The 4,268-nt window shown below is 58.9% G+C and carries 6 protein-coding genes and 1 pseudogene; 4 read left to right on the top strand and 3 right to left on the bottom strand.

Annotated features, from left to right (window positions below; translation table 11 throughout):
* Positions 1-147 precede the first annotated feature (147 nt).
* Positions 148-237 (top strand): annotated as a pseudogene (locus JCM17207_RS05200) (low molecular weight protein-tyrosine-phosphatase); the annotation flags it as partial.
* Between the two features lie 224 nt (positions 238-461).
* Here the strand turns inward: JCM17207_RS05200 and JCM17207_RS05195 are convergent.
* Positions 462-1,082, bottom strand: a complete 621-nt coding sequence (locus JCM17207_RS05195) for a TetR/AcrR family transcriptional regulator (protein ID WP_238316567.1) — start codon at positions 1,080-1,082, stop codon at positions 462-464.
* A 165-nt stretch (positions 1,083-1,247) separates the two neighbouring features.
* A complete protein-coding gene (locus JCM17207_RS05190; protein ID WP_238316566.1) occupies positions 1,248-2,201 on the bottom strand; it encodes a pyruvate kinase in 954 nt (317 codons plus the stop codon).
* Positions 2,202-2,468: 267 nt separating this feature from the next.
* Here JCM17207_RS05190 and JCM17207_RS05185 point away from each other — a divergent pair, with 267 nt between their 5' ends.
* From JCM17207_RS05185 to JCM17207_RS05175, 3 genes are read left to right on the top strand one after another with little or no spacing between them, the layout of a single operon-like run.
* Positions 2,469-2,666, top strand: a complete 198-nt coding sequence (locus JCM17207_RS05185; RefSeq protein WP_238316565.1) for a helix-turn-helix transcriptional regulator — start codon at positions 2,469-2,471, stop codon at positions 2,664-2,666.
* Between the two features lie 2 nt (positions 2,667-2,668).
* Positions 2,669-3,130 carry a DUF6773 family protein gene (locus JCM17207_RS05180; protein WP_238316564.1) on the top strand — a complete coding sequence of 154 codons (462 nt, stop codon included), beginning with the start codon at positions 2,669-2,671 and terminating at the stop codon, positions 3,128-3,130.
* On the top strand, positions 3,114-4,130 hold the full coding sequence (locus tag JCM17207_RS05175; protein ID WP_238316563.1) for a CPBP family intramembrane glutamic endopeptidase: 1,017 nt from the start codon (positions 3,114-3,116) through the stop codon (positions 4,128-4,130). Before JCM17207_RS05180 ends, JCM17207_RS05175 begins: the two co-directional genes overlap by 17 nt.
* Positions 4,131-4,168: 38 nt before the next feature.
* Here JCM17207_RS05175 and JCM17207_RS05170 read toward each other — a convergent pair.
* On the bottom strand, positions 4,169-4,268 hold a 100-nt coding region (locus tag JCM17207_RS05170), incomplete at its 5' end, for an IS3 family transposase (RefSeq protein WP_238316351.1).

Here is a 4,268-nt window from a genome sequence, read left to right as displayed (position 1 = left end):
TTGGCAAATTTCTAAGAGCGGTGGTGTGGGGAGTGAAAGGAAAAATTCTCTGCCCCGCCGGTTGCCAAAATCCTGTTGCCCGGATTACTAAGGCAAAAGAAATTTTGAAAAATCCCCGTCCAGCGGGTAGCTGGCGGCCTTTGAAATGTGGCCGACCCCTGGTACACCGGGGACTTTGAACAGACCTGGCAGGATGTACTGGAGGGCTGCCAGGGGCTTCTGGCCCGGCTGACCTGAGACAAAAGAAAAAGAGCAGACGGCCGGCGGGCTGTCTGCTCTTTTTTGCGGAGGTATATTCAATCCATGTGAGAGGGGAGCAAGCAATGACAGGGGTCTGCGCCGGCCCGGTAGGCGGAACAGACGCAGAAAAAGGGTGGGGGCCAAGGGCCATGTCGGCGATCAGCCAGCCCATCCGAAAGGCCGCCCCGGGAAAATGAACCCTTGGGCAAAAGCCCCACGGCTCAGGCCTCTTTGGTGAGGCCGTAGAGCATGATATCGAAGACCCGGGACAACTTGCCTTCATGGTCCTGGATCAGATCCTGATAGCTGCCGTTTTGGTCCGCTTTCCGGCGGAAATACCCGTTGAACGCCTCCAGACAGAGGGAAACATATTCCATCGCGGTCTCCCGGGAGATCCCGTCCCGAAGGGTGAGACTGCCCAGCAAATCCAGATAGAACTGTTGGGCGCAGTCGTTGAAACGGCGGCGGGCATCGGCCAGCTGATTCACCAGATGTTTGGGCGGCTGCAGCACCGCATTAAAAAAGATGTTGGCGTAACAGGGGTGCTCGGAGAAAAACTGCTGCCGGCAGTCCAGCAACTGCTGAAAATTTTTCCGGGGGTCCTGAGGGTCCAGAGGCTGTGCCAGCAGATAATCCGTCAGCTGTTCGTAACAGATCTTTACACAGTGGAGGTAGAGGTCATCTTTGCCCTTGAAATTGTGATAGAGCAGCCCTTTGGAGATCTGGCCGGATTCGCAGATGTTGTTGATGGAGGCGGCATCGTAGCTCTTGCTGCCAAACTCCAGGATCGCCGCGGTGAGGATCCGCTTTCGGGTCTTTCTGGTTTTCTCTTGTTGGTTCATGGGGGAAACCTCCTGAAAAAGTTGACTGCATGGTCTATTATATAAAAACAGACTGATCGGTCAACAAATAAACTGTAAATTTTTTGTGTTTTTGGCACCGGATGCCAAAACAAAAACCGCAGAGGGCCGGCTGGCTCCCTGCGGTTTTGTGCTTTTTATGTAAGATTAAAGGGCGGTGCGGGCGGTCTGGACCAGATACTCCATGGCCTGCACCGGGTAGCGCCCGGCGGCGGTTTCGCCGGTGAGCATCAGGCTGGCCGCCCCGTCCAGGACGGCGTTGTAGATGTCCGAGACCTCGGCCCGGGTGGGGACAGCCCGTTCGCACATGCTGTCCAAAAGCTGGGTCACCACCATAAAGGGGACTTTCGCCGCATGGCAGGCGGCCGACAGCTTTTTCTGGCAGGCGGGCAGCTGCCAGAGGGGCATAGCGTTGCCCAGGTCTCCCCGGGCGATCACCACCTGGTCCACCAGGGGCAGAAACTCAGGCAGGGCGTTCACCCCGGCCAGGTTCTCCACCTTGGCAAAGATGCGGATGGTTTCGCCCCCGGCCTCGGCCAGGGCGGCCCGCAGGGCCCGGATGTCCGCCGCCCCCCGCACAAAAGGCAGCATCACCCCGGTGACGCCGCATTTTTTCGCGGCTTTCAGATTTTCCAGGTCCTCGGCAGTCAGGGTGGGGGAGTCCACCACCGCCCCCGGCGCGGCGATGCTCTTGCGGCTCTGGAGCAGCCCGCCCCGCAGCACGGTGCAGCGGAGGGCGTCCGCCTCCGCTGCGTCCACCTTGGCCAGCAGCTTGCCATCGTCCAAGAGGAGCTTCTGCCCCGGCTGGACTGCCTGGATCAAAGGCGCGGGGCAGGGCACACCTCCGGCCCCCAGCCGCAGGCCCTCGCCGATGGAAAGGCGAATCGGCTCGGCCAGAACCCCGATCCGCAGCTCCGGCCCCTGCAAATCAATCAGCAGCTGACGGATCCCCGCCTGACGGATCAGGTCCAGCCAGTCGGCGTGATCGGCCAGCGACCCGTGGGAGAGGTTCATCCGTATGCCGGTCATCCCGGCGGCCGCCATCTGCCGCAATGTCTCGAGATCGGCGCAGGCCGGGCCGATGGTTCCGTAAAACTCCAAGAAAATTCCCCCGTTTCCTTTGTTGGCCGGGGCCCGCGGTTCTAGCCCGCCGCCCGGGATGGTCATAACAATTCTATTGTAGCACCCGGAGAGCCGAAAGGGAAGATCCACCAGGCAGCACAAGCCCCGGGACGGCCTTTCGATAAAAGATTGCACGAAGAATTTAATGGACAAAAAGTAATATATAGTTGACAATATGGAAAGGATATGTTATACTCCAGCCAATGAGAAACCATCTCAGAGTCCGACGGCAGAAAGGAGGCCGAGATGCCGAAGAATCTGAAGTTAAAAGCGGCCCGGGCCGAAAAGGATATGACCCAGGCAGCCCTGGCGGCGGCGGTGGGGGTCTCGCGCCAGACGGTGAACGCCATCGAAAAGGGGGAATACAACCCCACCATCAACCTCTGCCGCAGCATCTGCAAGGCGCTGGATAAGACGCTGGACGATCTTTTCTGGGAGGAATGAGGATGAAGCTGAATTTCTATCAAAAACAAAACCAGTTGGATGAGATGCAGGAGCAGACCCTGCGCAAAATCGAGAGCCGGAGTTTCTGGCTGCTCTGGTGGGGTCTGCTGGCCTTGATCGCGTTCCAGGGGTTTATCGGTATTTCCCCCAACGCGATCCTGGGGGAGCTGCTGCTCCACCTGCTGGTCTCCCTTTACATGGTGACGGAGTGCATCCGCAACGGCATCTGGGACAGGCATTTCCGGCCTACCCTCGCCGCCAATCTGGCCGGGGCGCTGATCGGTGGCGGCGCCGTGGCGGTGCTGACTTTTCTTCGAAACAGCTACTGGCCGGGGGCTTTGATCGCTGGCGCGTTCACCGGGCTGCTGGTCTTTTTCGCCCTGCAAGTGACGGTGGGAATGTACAAAAAACGCCATCAGCAGCTGGAAAATACAGAGGAGGAAAACCATGAATCCGAAGATTGAAACAACCAAACGGGAATTGACTATCTTTCTGGTGGTGGCCTTCGCGGTGCCCTATCTGATGGGCATCCCCCTGGGGATCGCCCAGCGGTCGGGCGGTGATACCAGTATCTTTGCCAACGCCCAGATGTTCTACCCGGCGGCGGGTGTAATGCTGGCCTATCTGCTGGCTCGCCGCCCCGACCTGCCCCGCCGGTTCTATCTGCTCCACATCCTTTCCACCGCGGCCTGCCTGGTGATGAGCCTGCTCTCGGTCCTGATGCCCAGCCCGGCCTGGCTGCTCTGGATCAATCTGGTGGTGATCGGCGCCTCGGTGCTGGGCTGGATTCTCCTGCTGACCGATAAAAAACACAAGCGGGAAGCCTACGGCCTGCGCTGGCGGGGCAAACTGCGGACGGCGGCCTGGGTCTGCCTGGTCTTTCTCGCCCTCAAGACCGCCATGGTCTTTCTCTCGGCAGCCCTCTCCGGCCCGGAATACTGGGCCGAGTACCTGGCCTACTGGCAGACCATTGTTCCCTGGGTGAACCTGATCGCCCTGGTGCCCAACTTTTTCCTCTGCTTCATCCCCTTCTTCGGGGAGGAGTACGGCTGGCGGTACTACCTGACCCCGGTGTTGCAGCAGCGGTTCGGCCGCCGCCGCGGCGTCCTGCTCTTGGGGGTGCTGTGGGGGTTCTGGCATCTGCCCCTGAACCTCTTCTTTTACAGCCCCGAGACCTCGCTCCAGAGCCTGACGGCCCAGATCATCGTCTGCATCACCCTGGGCATCTTCTTCACCTTTGGGTATGAGGTCAGCGACCGGAATATCTGGGTGCCGGTGCTGCTCCACTACCTGAACAACAACATGATCGTCGTCTGGACCGGCGCCGCCAACATCGGCAACCAGGTCTATACCTGGTGGGATATCCTGCTCTCGGCTGTGATGTACGGCGCCCTGTTCCTGCCCTTCCTGGCCAGCCGAGTATTTAAAGAAGAAAAACCCGCCGCTCAGCCGGAAGTGAAGTGACCCCAAAAAGTTAGACAATATTTGAAAGCAAACATTGTTTAAGCAGCCGAAAGGGCTTGTTGTCTGTGAATAGCAGGCGGCAAGCCCTTTAGTTTTGTCTTAATTCTGCGGTTGTTGTAATACTCAAGATAATTCACA

The organism is Faecalibacterium gallinarum (assembly GCF_022180365.1).
GTDB lineage: Bacteria > Bacillota > Clostridia > Oscillospirales > Ruminococcaceae > Faecalibacterium > Faecalibacterium gallinarum.
Note: the sequence above shows the minus strand (reverse complement) of the source record. Positions and strands in the feature narration are given on the sequence as shown.

Coding starts and splice junctions, on each gene's coding strand:
- JCM17207_RS05195 (WP_238316567.1), bottom strand. CDS start 1,082: ATGAACCAACAAGAGAAAACCAGAAAGACCCGAAAGCGGATCCTCACC.
- JCM17207_RS05185 (WP_238316565.1), top strand. CDS start 2,469: ATGCCGAAGAATCTGAAGTTAAAAGCGGCCCGGGCCGAAAAGGATATG.
- JCM17207_RS05180 (WP_238316564.1), top strand. CDS start 2,669: ATGAAGCTGAATTTCTATCAAAAACAAAACCAGTTGGATGAGATGCAG.
- JCM17207_RS05175 (WP_238316563.1), top strand. CDS start 3,114: ATGAATCCGAAGATTGAAACAACCAAACGGGAATTGACTATCTTTCTG.